General features: G+C 49.2%; 14 protein-coding genes, 1 other RNA gene and 1 riboswitch. Of the genes, 1 reads left to right on the top strand and 14 read right to left on the bottom strand.

Going from position 1 to position 17,973, the window contains the following annotated elements:
* Positions 1–73: 73 nt before the first annotated feature.
* From HMPREF1246_RS10500 to rnpB, 7 genes are all read right to left on the bottom strand, one after another.
* Positions 74–3,790, bottom strand: a complete 3,717-nt coding sequence (locus tag HMPREF1246_RS10500; RefSeq protein WP_021737107.1) for an autotransporter outer membrane beta-barrel domain-containing protein — start codon at positions 3,788–3,790, stop codon at positions 74–76.
* Positions 3,791–4,729: 939 nt separating this feature from the next.
* Complete coding sequence (locus HMPREF1246_RS07155) at positions 4,730–5,659, bottom strand: AraC family transcriptional regulator (protein WP_021737093.1); 930 nt, start codon at positions 5,657–5,659, stop codon at positions 4,730–4,732.
* Positions 5,660–5,743: 84 nt separating this feature from the next.
* Positions 5,744–6,655 carry a 4Fe-4S cluster-binding domain-containing protein gene (locus HMPREF1246_RS07150; RefSeq protein WP_009016190.1) on the bottom strand — a complete coding sequence of 304 codons (912 nt, stop codon included), beginning with the start codon at positions 6,653–6,655 and terminating at the stop codon, positions 5,744–5,746.
* Positions 6,656–6,742: 87 nt separating this feature from the next.
* Positions 6,743–7,432: an NlpC/P60 family protein gene (locus HMPREF1246_RS07145; RefSeq protein WP_369794680.1), complete on the bottom strand. Its 690-nt coding sequence runs from the start codon at positions 7,430–7,432 to the stop codon at positions 6,743–6,745.
* 22 nt (positions 7,433–7,454) lie between these two features.
* Positions 7,455–7,584: riboswitch (cyclic di-AMP (ydaO/yuaA leader) on the bottom strand.
* Positions 7,585–8,350: 766 nt separating this feature from the next.
* Positions 8,351–9,319, bottom strand: coding sequence for a glycosyltransferase family 2 protein (locus HMPREF1246_RS07140; protein WP_014128384.1), 969 nt, complete (start codon positions 9,317–9,319; stop codon positions 8,351–8,353).
* A 5-nt stretch (positions 9,320–9,324) separates the two neighbouring features.
* The gene (trxA, locus tag HMPREF1246_RS07135; RefSeq protein WP_021737097.1) at positions 9,325–9,642 is read right to left on the bottom strand and encodes a thioredoxin; all 318 of its coding nucleotides are present in this window, start codon (positions 9,640–9,642) and stop codon (positions 9,325–9,327) included.
* Positions 9,643–9,671: 29 nt separating this feature from the next.
* Positions 9,672–10,008: RNase P RNA component class A (gene rnpB / locus HMPREF1246_RS10150), an RNA gene on the bottom strand.
* A gap of 138 nt (positions 10,009–10,146) precedes the next feature.
* Between rnpB and HMPREF1246_RS07130 the strand changes: the two genes are divergently transcribed.
* Positions 10,147–10,914 carry an alpha/beta hydrolase gene (locus HMPREF1246_RS07130; RefSeq protein WP_021737094.1) on the top strand — a complete coding sequence of 256 codons (768 nt, stop codon included), beginning with the start codon at positions 10,147–10,149 and terminating at the stop codon, positions 10,912–10,914.
* A 61-nt stretch (positions 10,915–10,975) separates the two neighbouring features.
* Here HMPREF1246_RS07130 and radA read toward each other — a convergent pair whose 3' ends face one another.
* The 7 genes from radA to cysS all read right to left on the bottom strand — a co-directional run bounded on the left by radA (position 10,976) and on the right by cysS (position 17,972).
* Positions 10,976–12,340 (bottom strand): DNA repair protein RadA, encoded by a 1,365-nt coding sequence (radA, locus tag HMPREF1246_RS07125; RefSeq protein ID WP_014128382.1) that lies wholly within the window; start codon positions 12,338–12,340, stop codon positions 10,976–10,978.
* A gap of 2 nt (positions 12,341–12,342) precedes the next feature.
* Entirely contained in the window at positions 12,343–12,774 is a 432-nt protein-coding gene (locus HMPREF1246_RS07120; protein ID WP_009016184.1) for a CtsR family transcriptional regulator, read from the bottom strand.
* A 316-nt stretch (positions 12,775–13,090) separates the two neighbouring features.
* The gene (locus HMPREF1246_RS07115; protein ID WP_016459570.1) at positions 13,091–13,963 is read right to left on the bottom strand and encodes a YitT family protein; all 873 of its coding nucleotides are present in this window, start codon (positions 13,961–13,963) and stop codon (positions 13,091–13,093) included.
* Positions 13,964–14,587: 624 nt separating this feature from the next.
* Positions 14,588–15,271, bottom strand: a complete 684-nt coding sequence (locus HMPREF1246_RS07110) for a hypothetical protein (RefSeq protein ID WP_021737109.1) — start codon at positions 15,269–15,271, stop codon at positions 14,588–14,590.
* Positions 15,272–15,350: 79 nt separating this feature from the next.
* Positions 15,351–16,055 (bottom strand): FAD-dependent thymidylate synthase, encoded by a 705-nt coding sequence (gene thyX, locus HMPREF1246_RS07105; RefSeq protein WP_009016181.1) that lies wholly within the window; start codon positions 16,053–16,055, stop codon positions 15,351–15,353.
* Between the two features lie 4 nt (positions 16,056–16,059).
* Positions 16,060–16,524 (bottom strand): Mini-ribonuclease 3, encoded by a 465-nt coding sequence (locus HMPREF1246_RS07100; protein WP_009016180.1) that lies wholly within the window; start codon positions 16,522–16,524, stop codon positions 16,060–16,062.
* Positions 16,521–17,972, bottom strand: a complete 1,452-nt coding sequence (gene cysS / locus HMPREF1246_RS07095) for a cysteine--tRNA ligase (protein WP_021737085.1) — start codon at positions 17,970–17,972, stop codon at positions 16,521–16,523. Before cysS ends, HMPREF1246_RS07100 begins: the two co-directional genes overlap by 4 nt.
* Between the last annotated feature and the right edge of the window lies 1 nt (position 17,973).

The raw sequence follows: 17,973 nt of genomic DNA, 5'->3' as shown, positions 1-17,973 counted from the left end.
GCCAGCCAGCGAAGATGTCCCTAGCTAGCCGCTGTTAGTAAATTTAGTCAAGCATCCACGCCAAAGCCTCTTATTAGAACTTCCAATTCAGTCCGGCACGGATATTATACGTCCTTGCAAAATCATTTCCAAAGTAGCGATCCACATCAATGTAGAACTGCTGGTTCTTACCAATCTGTGAGGTGTATCCGACACCGAGGACGCCCCACGTGCCTTGGCTGTCGCCGGGGCTTCTAAGGTAGGTATCGTCGGCAGAGACGGCAAGGTCCATGCCATCAAGGAATTCGTGGAGGACGCTTGCTTTCAGGTAGAACTTTTGATCCTTTTCTTTATTGAGGTCCCGGACAAGGTCAACACCCAAGCGGCCAATGAGGCTCCAGCCGTGGTCCGCGTCAATCTTGATGCCCATCGAGTCGGTGAAGTCATAGCTATCAAGATAGGAGCCTTGGACCTGCACCTGCGGTACAATACTCCACTTTTCGCTGAGCTTATCGACTTGACCAAACTCTGTGGAAAGGCTGACAATATTTTGATCATACTCGCCTTTGTAGATGTTTCCTGTCTGGCCATCCGTCGATTCATAATCCGTATGGAAACGATGGAACTTGATATACGAATCAAGGTAGCTGTGGGAGCCTTTTTTCCAGGCAGGTTTTTGGTCCATTTCCACCTCGGACGGGATAAATTTCCACGTGTCATAGAGTGCAAGGCCGGTATTTTTTACGGTAAGATGGCTCGCATAGCCTTCCAGATGGCCCTTTGTCTTGCCATAGAACCCAGAAAGGCTCAAGCGATGCTTTTCCGTTTCTTCGTCCTGGAGGACCTTACTATAGCCCATCTCATAGGTATTGCCGTCAAGTTCGCCCATGTCGTCGATACCAAGGTTCTGATAACGAAGGCGGGCCCAAGCCCCGTCATTGGCACCGGGCGTGAAGTACTGTGACTCACCGGACCGGTTTGTAAAGGTATCGAGATCTGATACATGACGCCAGACCATCTTAAGGGACTTATCAGGAGAAGCACCGCCGGCATTGGGTTTTGTCCCCAGCTTCTTTTCCAGATAGACGTTCTTGCCGCCATAGGTTTCTGCCACCGTGTCCGTCGATGGTTTTTTCGTATGGGTATCGCCGTTATACTGAGTCGTATCGTTCAGAGCGTCACTGTCATAATCCGCGTATCGGACAGTCAAGGCATCATTGGTGACACCATGGGCCACATAGTAGGGGCGGCCTTCCACAAATTCATTCCGCGAATCCTTCACCGTCGCAAAACGTACACGGTCCCCATCGGACATCTGTTTGTCCAGGGCTTCGATGTTCTTGATGAAAAGGGTCTGGGCATCGCTCGTTCCCTTCTCAATATAGAGCATGTCACTCTGGGTGTTGTCGTTAAAGTCAAGGTCCATGGCAAAGGTGTGGCTGCCCGCAAGGGTCCCAATTTCAAGGGCGTCACCGCCGTCTTTGAAATAAACTGTACTGCCCTTTCCCGAAAGGCTCGTCACAGCCGATGAGCCCGTCATTTTCCAGAGGGCACCTTCGCCCAAGGTAACATCAATGGTGCCGGTGGCGACATCATATCCATTTCGGCTCGTCACAAGACCCGTATCGGCCGTACCTTCAAAATAGCTGGCATTTTGAAGGTCCATGGTCACTGCACCGCCTTTTGTGGCGCCACTTTCACCAAAAGCAGTGACATTTCCCACCACATTCATGGTGGCCTCGTCACCTGATGCCTTGATGCTGACCGTGCCCGCACCGCTGGCCTTGATGTCGCCTGCAATATGGCTCTGTTCCTCATAGGTCAGTTCAACCGATGTTTTTGCCGTTTCGCTGTCTTTTCCATCACTTCTGATGGCGGTGCCGCCTGCATTGACCGCAAGTTCAGTCTGGCCTGCAACGAGGATGGCCGCATCATTCTTGGCGCCATTAGTTTCAGCAACAAGACCCTGGTCTCCGCCTTTAAGGATGTTCTGGGTGCCCTTTATGGTTAGGTTTCCTTCCGAGACATGGGCTGCAGCAGAAGACCCCAAGACTTGATTGCGCTCACTGGCCTCAAGCAGGACTGTACTGTTTCCATCCACACGGATTCCAGTTCCCGTCGCTCCCTTGATTTCAGACGCATCCGCAATGACTTCATTATTTTGACCTGTAACCTGCACAGAGCCGCCATAATAGTCATAACGTTCATTTTTGAATCCTGTCGATTTAATGCCATAATAACGCGCATTTTTAGGGAGCTCTCGTCCAACTTCCTGGGCTGTTTTTGCTGCCTTCTCCCCATCAGGTCGGACTCCTATGAAATTGTTGCCATTTGGAGCTGAAAGGGTAACGTCCCCCGCTACGTTCCCAATCCCAGCAGCATAAGACCTATCTCGAGCCACCGATTCAGCCGCAAGAGAGATAATATTATTGCCCTTTTCCGCTGTGAGCAGTAGGATTCCATGATCTCCGCCATAAAGACCGCTTAGGATTCCTTCCCCCTTAGAGCCGACGGTAATGCAATTGTTGCCCTCCGTCGCCGTAATCGTAATCTTGCCAAAATTGCTCGGGATGACGCCAGCTGTTTCTTGGGCCGCCTTTCCGCTATATACTGCGATTTCGTTTTCCTTGGCTGAGAGCACAACTTGAGAGCGGTAGCGGTCCCCGTCGTACCATTCAATGGGATATTTATAGGGTCGATAACCATCTCCTAACATCGACGTAGATTGCGCCCCAATTCCATACGTAATGGGACTGAATGCGGAATGGACCGGTTCAACATAGATTCGATTGGTGCCTAACGGAGCATTCAACACGACTTTTCCGCGAAGCTGCCACTCAGGACTATACATCATCCAATCTCCGACTGTCCAATCCAAAAAATAACTGTCGACCCCTACTGTAATATCTTGAGCTCCTTTTCCGGTATAAATGGTATTATCTCCCTGCCGAGCTGTCACTTCGATCAGTCCGGAACCATAGGCCGAAAGGACGGTATGGTTTTGAGGGATGATCCGCTCATCATAGCCGGTTTCTTTCCACTCTTGATTCTTCACATATCCGATGAAGTTGCTCTTTCCCTTGATTTTTATATATGACGGAACAGACGATGAGCGGATGGGACCAGGTTTTTCATTGCCGACTATCTGGGTATCATCAGAGACTGTATAGCCAGCGTCAGTGATTACATAGGTATCTGGAGAAAACCCGATGGAATCAGTGGATGCCGCATCAGGGCTGTAAGCATCCTGAAGGACAACCCTCACGTCACCTTTTTGCGCTTCCATCTCAAGAAGACCGAGTTTTGGCATCGCATATATGGCTGCATTGACAGGGGGGGATTCCCGCCAATCAGAATCGGTATCATCTACAGGAATATAGTTTGTGTTGGGGGTCATTAAAATCTTGATGTCTTGTTGAGCCGTAATCCAATGCGTTGCATACTGCAGCCAAGTAGAAAAACGGACTTTATCCTTAAGTTCATCTGGATCGTAGCCTGGGACAAACCACCATGTATCAGCTAAAAAGCCAATGAGCTGAGGCGTCTTGGACCCATTAAACCGAGGATCATAAACAGGCGCACGAAGTGATGCCTCAAAAGAATCTGCATCAACCCCCCACCTCAGGTCATAAGCTGAAGAAAGAAGATTCGTTCCATTGTTGACTGCCAGATCTTCTTTGGTCAGTGTTTTATCCAGTACGATGGAAGCGGTCATTCCCATTTGACTGGATGAAATCGTGCCACCCAAGATAAGCAAAGTGCCTAGTACAATTTTTGATTTGATTTTCTTTGTTTGATGGATGTGTTTCATTTCCCTTCTCCCCCATAATAGATTTCTATGGATTTTTATCTTTTTAATAAAAATAGTCTGTTTATAGAGGGTATCTTATTTATATTTATTTGTCAATATCAATTATTTTTCTTAACTAAACTCCTTATTGTATAATCTCGATGAATAAAAAGCTCCCGCAAAAATAGCGGGAGCCAATAGAAATAATAGGGGAATATGTGTCAAATGCGAAATTCGAGTCTGACAAAATCTGGTACTTCGACACTGCCACCGGTAACACGGCTCACAAGGTCACGGGAATCAAAAAACGCCAGCCATCACTAATGTCTTCAGATCATCGAGGGTCGTACCAAGTTCCAAAAATCTTGATAATCCCTCAACTGCCATTCTTCCATTCATCATGATGACTCGCTCCTTTTCACTCGTAATCAAAGAAACCCATGGGGTTCCACACAAGGAAATGGGTTATGCTGCTGGACGGATCAAGACCAAACAGGTTTCAAAAGGCATCTCCCAATTCCTTTCACACTCACCGTCTGCCCTTATGGGCACTGTTTTGCTTCATATCCATCCCGCCTTATTTGTTCGCTATATCTGAACACTTATTATACTCATTTTAATGGGTAGATAAATCAGTTTGAAAATCGTCACAACATGAAAGTTAAAATCAACTAAATTGTAAAGAATTTACGGTTAGATAAAAGAATTATCCAGCAAATTTCCCTGTAAAGTCTTTAAATTACATAGTGTAATCGGAGGATCTTGATTTGTCCTATTTCATCATCCTGCATATAGGTCAAGGAAAACCCGTGCGGAGACCGTATTGCGTGTACCGCGGTCACCACTTTTTTCCCGAACATTATCGGTTTTTAGGGTTCTCCTCGTGTCGCCTTTTTACAAAAAAAATCCCAGACTAAGTGAAGAAATCACTTAATCCGGGAGGTCAGGATAGGGCCCGATTTACTTATGGAGCTCTTTTCTAAACTGCAGCGGTGTGCGCATGGTCTGAAGTTTGAAACATTTGATGAAATAACTGGTCGAACTGAATCCTGTTCGTTGTGCGACAGCACTTACAGGAAGTTCTGTATTTCGCAGGAGGACTGCAGCTTTTTCAAGGCGATATTTATTGAGGAACTGGTAAATTGTTTCGTGGACCGTTTCCTTAAAAATCCGGCAGCACTCGCTGCCGCTGTAACTTGTAAAGGCTGCAAGGTCCGTTATGGCAAAGTTTTCATGGTAATGGGCCTTGATAAAGCCCATAAGGGTCTTTGTGATGGACTGGTGACGAGCGGATGTGGATTTCTTGGCCTTTGTAAAGGTCACGTTCTTGATGAACAGGGACCAAATGCGATACATGACGCTCATGAGGTCCACTTCGTAGGCCGTCTCCCCTCCCCGTTTGATGAGATACGCGCCCTGCACCTCATCCATCAGTTTGTTGCACCAGGGAATGAGGGGATGAAGATGGACGGCCGTAAATTCCGGATTTTTTGTATAGGGCTCAACAAAATTTCGATCCATATACGACCCACTGCGAAGACCGAGGGCACTGGGACTCAGGTTCAGGCAGACAAGGATACCCGATTTTTGCTGCCGGGGAATCACGCGGTGAAGCTGCCCGGCATTCATGATGAGTCCTTCCCCTGGATGGAGTTCAAATTTCTGGTCCGTCAGCATGACAGCCATATCCCCTTGGATGGCAAGCAGGATCTGGATTTTTTCATGCCAGTGCCAGTTACTGAAGCCGAGCCGTTTTTTCCAAATGATTTCGTAATAAACGTCAAGGGGCAATCCATGCTCCTCCGTGACCATCCCATCGTAGTAGGGATGGATCCGCTGGTCTTCTTGATTGTGGCTGACAATGAGACGATCTAAGGGGACTCTCTGCATAAGACACCTCACCTCTTCCCCCAAAAGGGAAGTTCATTCTACTTTTATCTTACCATAGGCGATCACAGATAGAAAGCCGCAGCCTTAAGGCAAGATGCCCGTACCATCAAAGGCCGGGATAAACTTGTCATCAGCGGCGGGACTTTCCTGAATGAAACCGTCTTCGATGCGGCTTTCCAGAAAATGCAGTTCCACTTCTTCATATTCGTCATCTGTGAGCTTGCGATTGATTTCCGGATACTGGGCCGCCGTGCCGCAGGGGACATATTGACGCATGAGGCTTACCATGACGTCGCCGGGGGAAAAGGTATCGGCAATCCAGTCGATGAGGCGCATACTGTCCTTACCGTGACCAGGAAGGATCAAATGGCGGATGATGACGCCTTTTTGCATAATGCCCCGTTCGTCAAGCTCATAAGGACCCACTTGGCGGAACATCTCAAGGATGGCCTTGGACGCTGTAGTAAAATAATTGTTGCAGCGGCTGTAACGCTGGGCCAGGGCATCATCATGGTATTTAAGGTCGGGAAGATAGATTTGGACCTTTCCTTCAAGCAGCCGCAAGGTCTCCACCCGTTCATAACCGCTTGTATTATAGACGACGGGGACCGGAAGGGCTGGCGTGAGCGATGGCAGGATGATAGGCAGATACTGCGTAGCTGTCACAAGGTCAATATTATAGGCGCCTTGGTCGATGAGCGCCTGATAAATGGCCCGGAGGCGGTCCGCCGTCACTTCCCAGCCATGGTTTTCTGTGCTGATTTCACTGTTTTGACAGTAGACGCAGTGCAGCGTGCAGCCAGAAAAGAAAACCGCGCCGCTGCCGCCTTTTTGAGGGTCTTCCCCACTTAGGCAAGGCTCTTCCCAGTGATGAAGGGCCGCACGCGCCGCCTTAGGCGTCATGGCGCAGCGACAAACACCGTAGTGGCCAGGTCCGCCTTCATGAAGCGGACGCACAACGCCGCAGGTAAAAGGACAAAGGGTACAAGGTTCCATAACGTTCCTTTCTTTCGCATAGCTTTTCTAGAGCAGGCATAAAAAAACTCAACCCTGAAAAACAGGATTGAGTTTACCGCTTATCACTTAGAGAACCCGAGCGGCCCCAATATAGCGGGCACCCCAATAACCGCCGAACACATCGGAAACGGTCACGCCCGTACTGGAACCAGCCTGAAGCATCTTGCCGTCGCCAATATAGATCCCGACATGGGAGGGACCCGGTTCATACGTTTCAAAAAAGACCAAGTCACCGGGCTGAAGGTTCCGGGAAGAAACCTTTGGATAACTGTAATACTGGGTATCCGCTGTTCTGGGGATGCTGATGCCAATCTGACGGAAGACATACTGCGTATAGCCGGAGCAGTCAAACCCCCACGGCGTCGTTCCCCCAAAGACATAAGGCACACCTACGTACTCAAAGGCTCGGGAGATCAACCTTCTCGCTGCCCCGCTGCCATGATAGGAACGCCCGCGGCTTACTCCATATCCTGCATACTGGGGCATCCGTTTTCCCATGAGCTTCATGTACGTGGAATCACCAATGATGCCATCCACTTCAAGGCCCATGCTGGCTTGATATTTTTTGATGGCGTCGACGGTTCTTTCGCCGTACACACCGTCAGGAATCCCGATATCATAGCCTTCCATAAGCAGTTTTTCCTGAATGGCGGCCACTTCCGGCCCCGATTCGCCTTGATGAAATGCCGCTGCATCCGCACTCTGGAAAGGGACAGCAGCAAAACTCAACACAAAGGCGGCAACAGCCCCAAGCATCATCCGTTTTAAAATAATAAACACACCCTCTCGATTCACCTACGAAGTTAGCTGCCGGGTTCGGGTCGAGACACCCTATTCCTAAAAGAAAGGAAATTCACCCCAACATTGGGTCCTCCGTTCGTATCCCTACGATTCGGTTTTATTAAATTTACGTTTTCTGCACTTCACATTATAGCAATGGAAGGAAAAAAAGTCCAATATGTCACATTTTGTTCAAGAAATGGGTACGAAAAAAGACGCTTTCAAGCTGTCAATTCGGTTAATGCCCAAATGGTGGTTCCGCACCTGCAGTGCTGGCGGTGGAGTAAAAAGCGTTCTTTCCCTGTATTTTAACTCAGTCCAAAAATCGGACTGAGTTAAAATATAGGAAGCTTTTTGCAATCTTCGGTCCTCCCTTTTTATTTTTACTTGGAGTAAAAATCGCGGCGATTTTCTGCACGAGTTGCCTTCTTTTCTCATTTTAAGATTTACGAGATGGCCATGAAATCATGGTGCTACGTAAATTGTTGCAGTACACAAACTCATGGTAAAGTCGCCCCAAAAAATGCCTTTGGCGGGCGAGCCACTTTTGGGAAATTTTTCGTTTTTTAGAGCAAACAGGATTTGCCTAAGGCCCATATTCGAAAAAGGATAAAATTCGAAAGGGAAGACAAAAGACGCTGTCTCTAGCCTGCGTCTTCGGCTGTTAAGCTAAAGGATTCAAAATGTAAAAAACCGATAACGCAGAGCGTCAACCTGGTGGTCGCAGGTCCATTTCCTGTCCATCCTAAGGCAATGGGCAAAAAGCATGCCTACCTTTGCTCCGCTCTCATTGGGCTGCAGCGTACGCTTTCAATCATGCCCTCGTCGCCGCCCCTTACCTTTCCCTATCAAAAAACTGCGGAGAAATTTCTTGTTTCTTCGCAGTTCTGGCTCTTATTTTTTAACTATATGTGCGATTGCGTCCGCCACCTTATATTCGTGTTTGATATGTTCCCGCACGATATAAAGAGGCCGATGCTTGACTTCCTCAAAGATACGGCCTACGTATTCACCAACGATCCCGATGCCCATCAGTTCCACACCGCCGAGAAAGAACTCGGCCGCTGCAAGGGTCGTCCATCCGGGCACGGCTTCATCCATAATCCAGGCATAGAGGACATGGAGAAGCAGCAGCAGGCTGCCGATGCCAAAAATGAGTCCTGCATAAAAAGCAAGGCGCAGGGGAACCCGGGAAAAGCCCGTAATCCCGTCCAGGGCAAAACGCAGCATTTTTCTTAGGTTAAATTTGGAATGACCAGCAAAACGCGGCGGCGCCACAAAAGGCAGGGTCGTCGTCCGAAATCCTAGGTTATTCACCATTCCACGAATAAAACGGGCCCGTTCGTGGTAAGAATTCAGCGCATCCACCGCTTTCCGGTCCATGAGCCGAAAATCAGAACCTCCCGGTGTAATCCGGACTTCACTCATAGTATTGATGAGCTTATAATAAAGACTTGACGTGATATTTTTGAAGAAAGTGGCGTCTTCCGTCGCTTTACGGACGGTCTGCACGATCTCATACCCCGATTCCCAAAGGGAAATCAGTTCCGGAATCATTTCCGGCGGATGCTGCAGGTCCCCGTCCATGGAGATGACGGCATCCCCCTTGGCGTGTTCCAGTCCGCACGTAAGAGCCAGTTGATGGCCATAGTTACGGGAAAATAGATAGCCTTCCACATGAGGATCTTTATCCGCCAGTTCACGGATCATGGCCGCGCTTTGGTCACGGGAACCATCATCGATGAACAGCAGCTCATAGTCATAAGATAAAGGCGCCATTACTTCCGTAACGCGCCTGTAAAATTCGTGGATATTTTCTTGTTCATTAAAGACGGGGACTACAATAGATAGTTTCTTCATCATGCAAATCACAGGCTTTGAAGAGGATCCAAATAAGCGGCTTTTGACTGGACGCCGACAAAGCGATGGGCTTCCTTGCCATCCTTGAAATAAACGACCGTCGGAATGGCGGCAATGCCAAATTTGCTGGCTACATCAGGGACTTGGTCCACATCAACTTTAGCCACCTGCACATCATCCCGTTCTGCCGCAATCTGTGCAATCATAGGAGCGACCATCTTACAGGGACCACACCAGGTCGCCCAAAAGTCAACCATGACCGGTTTCGTGCTTTCCTTGACGAGTTGATCAAAGGCTGCTTTATCAGAGATATTGATGATTTCCATAAAGATTCCTCCTGTACAATTCAAAAATGGATATGAGTGATCAGTAAGCCGAGTTCTGTTACGATAATCATTTATCTAGTTCCATAGTTGCCTATGGACTCAAGCGACACAACCCGGAAGGATCAGCGGGCCGCTTCATCCCTTCCCTATTTGGTCTTGCTCCGGATGGGGTTTACCAAGCCGACCAATCACTTGGCCGCTGGTGCGCTCTTACCGCACCGTTTCATCCTTACCGGCGAGCCGGCGGTTTGTTTTCTGTGGCACTTTCCTTAAGGTCACCCTCACTGGACGTTATCCAGCATCCTGCCCTGTGGAGCTCGGACTTTCCTCATCAGCTTGCGCTGCCGCGATTATCTTTCACACTCATATAAAGTAAATATACTATACGGCCGAAGTGTTGTCAACGACACAAAATAAGCAGATTGCAATGACGCCTCCTTCCTTGCCGAATCAGGCAGCGGCGAGTATAATGTCCCTTGAACCACCAAGGAAAGAAGGCCCATCATGATTGAAAAGAAAATACAGATCAACGAGGAAGGCTGCAGTATCCGCTGCCGCTATTTCTGCCATGACAGCCGCAAGAACGAACGCAGGTTTAAGCATGTCGCCATTGTGACTCACGGTTTTGGCAGCAGCAAGGACACGGCAGGCGTCACAAATTTTGCGCAGCACCTGACCAGCAAATATAAGGATGATGCCGTCATTGCCTTTGATTTTCCCTGTCATGGCGAGGACGCGCGCAAAAAGCTCCTCATGGACGAATGCCTGAAATACCTTGCCATCGTTACGGACTACGCCAAAAAGACCTTGGGTGCGGAAAAGGTCTATAACTATTCCACTAGTTTTGGGGCCTATGTAACGCTGCGGTTTCTCCTTGAAAAAGGCAATCCCTTTACCCGCATTGCCCTACGTGCGCCAGCTGTCACGATTGATGAAAGCATGAACCGCTACCTTACGGAAGCGGACCGATCGGCTCTCAAAAAAGGCAAGGAAATCCAGGTTGGATTTGACCGCAAGATGAAAATTGATCAGGCTTTTCTGGATGATCTTAGGACCCATGATGTACGGAAAAGCGAATTCTTTGACTTTGCCGATGATCTCATCATTCTCCATGGCACAAAGGATGAAATGATTCCTTTTGAAGAAGCAAAGGCCTTTGCCGAAAATAATGTCATTACCTTTATCCCTATCGAAGGAGCCAACCACCCGTTCCAGAACCCCAAGCAGATGGCCCTTGCCATCCACGAAATTGTGGAATTTTTTGGTGAATAAGTGCGAAAAAAGGACGGAAACCTCGCATTCGTGCGATGAGTCTCCGTCCTTATTCTTTAGTTCAGCGGAACATGGCGCCAATGGCTTCTTCCACGGTCCGGCATTCGACCACACCAGCGGGTGCTTTTTTGCCGTTCATAAAGCTGCCCCGCGGCACGATGAAGCGCTTGAAGCCCAGCTGCGCTGCTTCCTTGATGCGCCGGTCCGTGAGTCCCACACGGCGCAGCTCGCCGGTAAGCCCCACTTCCCCCAAGCAGAGGATGCCCGCCCCAACGGGCACATTGCGGTAGCTTGAAACAAGGGCGCCTACAATGGCAAGGTCCACTGCAGGTTCCGTAATCTTCATGCCCCCAACGGCACTTACATAAGCATCTTGGTCCCCAAAGTTCATTCCCATTCGTTTTTCAAGAATGGCAATGAGCATGTTGACCCGATTATAATCAACGCCTACTGCGGTCCGTCGCGGCATACCAAAGGGAGTATGGGCGGCCAAGGCCTGGATTTCAGCCAGAATGGGCCGATTCCCTTCGATTGTGGCGGTGATAACAGATCCCGGGACGGGCTTTTCCTTTGTCTCAAGGAAAAGTCCCGACGGATTGCTCACTTCCTGGAGGCCTTCTGCTTCCATGGAAAAGATGCCGCATTCACTTGTCGAGCCAAAGCGATTCTTGAGGGCACGCAGGACGCGGTATGTATAGGAACGATCCCCTTCAAATTGAAGGACGACGTCGACCATATGTTCCAAAAGACGGGGACCGGCAATGTTCCCTTCTTTTGTCACGTGTCCGATAATGATGATGGCGATATTTGATTCCTTGGCAAAATTAAGGAGCTTAGCCGTACACTCCCGCACCTGCCCCACACTTCCCGCAGCCGTTTCAAGCTCGCTGTTGTACATGGTCTGGATGGAGTCGATGACCAACAGCTTCGGCGCATCTTTTCTCGCTTCGACCAAAATGGTACCAAGCTCCGTTGCGGTCATGACCTTTAAGGCATCGGACGCCGTGCCCAGGCGTTCAGCCCGCATCGCCGTCTGGGCCTCCGATTCCTCTCCAGATACATAAAGGACGGGAATCCCGCGATTGGCCGCTTTCATCGATACATCAAGGGTAATGGTTGATTTCCCGATGCCTGGTGCGCCCCCTAATAAGATGAGGGATCCTGGGACAATGCCACCGCCAAGGACACGGTCGAATTCGGTGATGCCCGTCGGTATGCGGTTGACCTTGACCTTATCCACTTCACGAAGCGTCTTGGGCGCCACGTGTTCAGCTGTTTTTAGATAGCTTGGGCGATGGCGATCTACGGGGGCATCCACTTCTTCCACAAGAGAATCCCAGGCCCCGCATTCTGGACATTTTCCCAGCCATTTGACGGATGCGTAGCCGCATTTTTGACAGACGTACTTGGTTACGGATTTAGCCACGGTCAGGCTCCTTTAGTCAGGGACTGGTATGCAGAGACGATCATCTTTTCCTTATCCTTTTCCGTCACGTGATCTCCGAGGAAAGAAAGAAAATAAGATAGCAGGCGGCCTTCCCGCATCGTAATCATGCGATGTTCCACCAGGGCGTCCACCATACCTTCGGCTGACTCAATTTGAGGCGGCAAGGAGAGTTTTTTAGGAGTCCGTTCCTGAGGCAGACGGACAATACGGATGAATCCCCCGTTGCCCCGCTTGGATTCCACTTCAAAGCCCTTATCCGGAGTAAATCTCGTTGTTAGGGTATAAGTAATCTGACTGGGCGCGCAGGAAAGCTTTTCCGCAAGCTGGCTTCTTTTGACATTGATGGAATCTTCGTCGTTGGCAAAAAGCTCACTGATAATAAATTGTTCTATGACATCGGCAATATTTCTCATGCTCAAAACCTCCTCGATAAAGGTTGCTAAAAGGAAAAGGTCCCAAGGAGCCCTCCCCTCTAATAATCTTCTCTTATTATATTTGACTTTTTGACATTTTTCAAGAGGGGGAAAGAAGAGAAAGCTGGAATGCAGTGAAGGGAAGGCCAAGGCTATCTTTGGCAGCTAGTAGAAAAACCACGAAAAAAACGCTGAAGATACGGCGCCTTCAACTCACAACCCTGTCATACGTCATGAGCCCACTGCGTTAGGTAAGTCTACCTAACGCAGTGGGCTCGTGTAAGTTCATCAAATCAAAGCATATTATCCAACTAGGTTACTGCAAATCAATGGGCCGCTTGATGTTGTGGTTCTTTTCCCGGGTAAAGCCCCTCCCCATTACGTCCCGTGCATCTTGAACAATCATAAAGGCATCCGGATCGAGCTGGGAGACCAGATCTTTGAGGCGTGCCACCTGAGTAAGTTTCACAACGCAGAAAATGACCTTCCGCGTTTCGTGGGTATAAGCCCCTTCCCCATCGATATAAGTCGCGCCGCGGCCCAGCCGATTGATGATGGCTTCCGCAATTTCCTTGCTCCGATTGCTGATGATAAAAACATTTTTCTTGTGATTGAATCCATCATTGACGACATTGCTCATCTTGGCCACGCCAAAATAGGCCACAATGGTGTACATGGCCGGTGCCAGTCCAAAGCAATAGGCACCAATGGATAGAAGTATGAGATTGATGACAAATCCCGTTGTACCGATGCTGATGGAATAGAACTTCTGCATGATGCCGCCAATGATATCCGTTCCCCCCGTGCTGCCGCCAACGCGGTAGAGGGTGCCAAGACCGATGCCGTGAAGGACACCGGCAGCAATGCTGCAGAGCATCGGGTCAGTGACAGGTACGGCCCCATTCAGGAAAGAAAAGACACGGATCCAGAAAGAAAGGGCGAAGGTTCCGTAGATGCCGCTAATGAAATATTCACGGCTCATCAGTTTATAAGCAAGGATAAAAAGCGGAATGTTAAAGACGATGTTCGTCACATCGACGGTCCAACCAAAAAGATAATACAAGATCATGCCAAGCCCTGTAATACCGCCGCTCAGAAGATGGTTCGGCAGGAAAAACGCGTTCATGGCAATACCGGAAACGCAAGTACCGGCTGTAATCGTAAGATAGCGCTTGAGATGTCTATTCAAGGGAAAAGCCTCCATCATTTTCGCAGAGAATTCAGTTTATAGTGTACCATGGATACGGAATTTTAGGAAGGGGGGAAAGGCTTAGATGCTTAGATGCTTGGATGCTTGTAGTGCTAAAACTCGAAGGGAACAGATTGGCAGGCAAAAGAACATGAGCGTACGACCCTAAGATAATTCCTAAATCGGACGTAGACGCAGGTTCGGTTGAGGAATCTTTGGTTTTATTTGAGTTCTGAAAGAAACTGATTATATAAAGATCATGACAGCACCTGATATGGTCCGCATTCGGTCTTTTCCCTTTGAACTTGAGGCAACACATCGATCCGCCTTTGCAAAGCGGGGGAACCGAAATTTTGAAATTTCCATAAATCGTTTCATGCCATTTCCCGGTTTTAGTGGTGGATGAGAAACTGCATGCCGTTTCTCTACGAATGGCAGTGAGGACCTTTCGCCCGGGTTTCTTAGGCTGCTTTGGAGCGCGAGCGGAAAGTCAAAGAACACGTGTAAGGGCGAATCATTTTGGACCCATCCCCCCTGCAGGAGCGGTTTGGATCCAGCGTTACACTCTTTTACCGTTTGGTCTTTCCCTCCCTCACAAAAAAATCGGAGCCAAGGCTCCGATTTTTAAATCGTATGATCTGTTTCGCTGACCCACTTGAGGATCGGTTCCAGATTCTTTTTGAGTTTGTCTTCCAGTTCCTTCACGTTCCTTCCATCAAAACTCGTTGTTGTACGGAAAACGCTGTTCACCTTGAGCTCACCAAAAAACTCGTCACGCAGTCGGTTATACATGATGATGAGTTGATCCCGGCGTGCAAAGTCAGAATAGTCGATAAGAATAATGGAACCGTTGATATGTTCAATGGCGTGGCTGGGATCGATGTAAAGCTCAAAGGACCCGATTCTTTTGGGCAAGGTTTTGCCAAATTCCCAGTCCTCGACTTTTTTTGCTTCATACAGTTCGCCCAGGTTCATCTGTTCCGGATGCTCCATATTGCTAATGACCAGAGGCAGGTATTTCTTGGTCTTTTCTTCAAAGACGTCCCTTTCCTTATAGATCAGTCGGACATCACGGAAGGAATTGAGCCCCATGGTTCTCACCAAGATATAATCAAAGGTTTCTGCCGAATACGTTAAATCGACGCTCGCCCTCAGCTCCGGGGCTTCATAACGGCAGATAAAAAGGACCTGGCCTTCTATGTAATCCGTTATTTTCTTCTTGAAAACGCCTATAGTTTCCGGAAGTTCCTTGATAAAGTCCCATTCATGGGTCTGCTTCTGGATTTCTTCGATTGAATCGTATCCCATCTCATTGCTCCTTCAAAAAAGAACCGCGAAGTTATTCACGGTTCCTTCTTTTTCATGATCAAAAAAGCGATACATTTCCTTATTTATTCTGGCCCCTCTGACGATCCATTGCGAAAAGTTTTTCAAGACGGCCGCAGCTCATCTTGCCTTCATGGCATATGCGTTGAGTCACGCAGGTCGGTCCCGCATTTCCAAAGAGAATGGGTGCCACTTTTTTCACTTCTTCAAGCATCATGTTCGCCAAAGCCCGGATTTCCCATTGGGCACGATTGCAGCAGCGCAGCTCGAAAAAGTGCAGCAGGCTGCGGGCATTCATGGTGACGACGATCTTGGTTTCCGTCGCGTTAGGCAGGATATAACGGGCATCCTCGGCGGGAATGCCCGCTTCTGTCATCTCATTGTAAAGGGCTTGGATTTTACCGCAGAGACCATCGAATTTTTCTTTCAGGGCAGGATCTTTGGCAATGGTCGGTGGAACGATGGTTTCAAAGTCATGTTCCTTCACGTAGCGCTGACTCTGCTGGGAATAGGACGCAATCCGGTGACGGACAAGCTGATGGGTCAGCACCCGGGATACGCCTTCAATGGCAAAGGTAAATGTCACGTGTTCAAAAGTGGATGTATGTCCCATGCGGGCGAGCTGGCGCACAAGACGGCGTACCTGGTCATCTGTCATGTCTTCCTCGATCTGGGCGGCCCCAATGGGGGAATAGCACAGATGGGCACTCATGGCAACGGTACGGTCCGGATCCGGCGTATAGCGGATCAATTTACAGCTGATCATAAGGTTATCCTCTCTTTTCATTCATCATGGCCTGCTGAATGAGGGTAAAAGACGCCTTCATCAGTATTTCAAGGCGCGCCGTTTCCCCTGTAAGGTAGAGCCATCCCATGAGGGCTTCAAAAGCCGTCCCTTGCCGGTACTCGCGGACAGTCGCGCTTTTGGGGACTGTCGACTTCGTATTACGTCCACGACGCACGACCACAGCTTCTGCTTCTGTAAGCTGGGGTTCAATACCGTCCATGGCTTTGGCCTGCATGACCGCAGAAACCATACGGGCCGCCAGATCATGAAGGACTTGGACGTGACCGGACACGGGCAAGAGACGCTTTCTCACATATAGGGAAAAAACGGCGTCGCCAATATAGGCCAGCTCAATAGGGTTAATCAGATGAGGATCCACGTCCGGCAACGGTCCGTCACAGACGGCAAGGGCGTGGTCCCGCATCTTTTTGTACGTTTCAAATCTCACTGTCTTTTCCACCGCACGCCTTGAGGCGTATCTTCCAGAAGAATGCCTTTTTGGGCAAGTTCGTCACGGATGGCATCTGCTTTCTTGAAATCCTTGGCTTTCCGTGCTTCCTGACGCTCCGCGATAAGGGATTCAATGGCCGCTGCGTCTTCATCTGCGTCTTTTACGGCTTCGGTCTTGGCGCCAGGGTCTTCTTCGAGGATACCGATGATGGAGGTCATTTCCTTCCAGGCCTTATCCATCATATCGACAAGCTTACCATCCGGCTTTTGGCCGCCGGTCATGACGGATTGATGAAGAATGTTGATTTCCTTGCCGAGGGCAAAGAGATAGCTGATGGCAAGGGAAGTATTGAAGTCGTCCCGCATAGCTTCGAGGAAGCTTTCCACAAAGCCCGACACCTTTTCCCGCAGGGCAAGACTATCCTCATCAGGACCAACGCTGATAACGCCCTTTAGTTCAGTAAGGTTCTGCGCCGCCGTGCGGAGCCGTTCCAAGCTGCGGCTGGCTTCTTTGAGGCGCACATCGGAAAAATCCAAGGGGCTGCGGTAATGGGTCTGAAGGATAAAATAACGGAGCACTTCCGGTTCGTATTCCTTCAGGATATCAAGAACGGTGAAGAAGTTGCCCAGAGATTTTGACATCTTTTCTTCATTGATGGTAATGAAGCCGTTATGGACCCAGTAACGCACGAAAGGATGGCAGCACGTAGCACCTTCAGATTGGGCAATTTCGTTTTCATGGTGTGGGAAGATCAGGTCACTGCCGCCGCCGTGGAAATCAAAGGAGCTCCCCAAGTATTTCGTGCTCATGGTCGAGCATTCAATGTGCCAGCCCGGGCGGCCTTTGCCCCAAGGGCTGTCCCAGGACGGTTCGCCCGGTTTGGCCGATTTCCAAAGGGCAAAGTCCATAGGGTTTTCCTTGCGTTCATCCACGTCAACGCGGGCACCGGCCATCATGTCGTCCAGCGTGCGGCCGGACAGTTCGCCGTAATGTTCAAACTTTTCCACACGGTAGTAGACATCGCCGTCAACGACGTAGCCGTACCCATGATCGATGAGCTGCTGGACCGTATGGATAATGTCCGGAATATGGTCGGAGACGCGGGGATAGACGTGGGCGCGGCGTACATGAAGCTTATCCATGACTTCAAAATAAGCCTTGATATAGCGGTTAGCAATCACGTCCCACGTCACGCCTTCTTTATTGGCTTCACGGATGATCTTGTCATCTACATCGGTGAAGTTCTGTACATGGGTCACATCATAGCCTTCATGTTCAAGGAAGCGATGGATAACGTCCCACACAACGAAAGGACGGGCATTGCCAATATGGGGATGGTTGTAAGGCGTGACGCCGCAGACGTAGATGCCCACCTTCCCCGGATGAAGAGGAACGAATTCCTCTTTTTTGCGGGTCATTGTATTATATACACGGATGGTACTCATA

Origin of the sequence: Acidaminococcus sp. BV3L6 (assembly GCF_000468835.1) — a bacterium.
GTDB lineage: Bacteria > Bacillota > Negativicutes > Acidaminococcales > Acidaminococcaceae > Acidaminococcus > Acidaminococcus intestini.
Note: the sequence above shows the minus strand (reverse complement) of the source record. Positions and strands in the feature narration are given on the sequence as shown.